Raw genomic sequence first — 430 nt, 5'->3', positions numbered from 1 at the left:
GGGCAAGTCCAGCCTGTTCAACCGGATCTCCGGGCTGCAGTTCGCCGAGGTCGGCGTGCGCCGCCCGACGAGCTCGCAGGTCACGGCATGCGTCTGGGGGCCGGGAGGCGACGCCGTGCTCGACTGGCTCGGTGTGCACGCCGAGCTGCGGATCCAGCGCGAGAGCCTGCTCGACGGCGAGACCGAGGCCCCGCTGCGCGGGCTCGTCCTGCTCGACCTGCCGGACCACGACTCCGTCGAGCCCGCGCACCGCGAGGTCGTCGACCGCCTGCTGCCGCAGGCCGACCTGCTCGTCTGGGTGGTCGACCCGCAGAAGTACGCCGACGAGGCGCTGCACGCGGGCTACCTACGCGCGCTCGCGGGCCAGGACACCTCCATGCTCGTCGTGCTCAACCAGGTCGACACCGTGCGCGAGGAGCAGCGCGAGTCG

Annotated in this window: 1 pseudogene; it reads left to right on the top strand. The window is 72.8% G+C overall.

Features of this window, described 5'->3' with window-relative positions:
• A pseudogene (locus tag CWIS_RS19100) lies at positions 1–430 on the top strand (ABC transporter); the annotation flags it as partial.

The organism is Cellulomonas sp. A375-1 (assembly GCF_001040865.1).
Classification (GTDB): domain Bacteria; phylum Actinomycetota; class Actinomycetes; order Actinomycetales; family Cellulomonadaceae; genus Cellulomonas; species Cellulomonas gelida.
The sequence above is the reverse complement of the archived record's forward strand: the minus strand, read 5'-3'. Positions and strand labels throughout refer to the sequence as shown.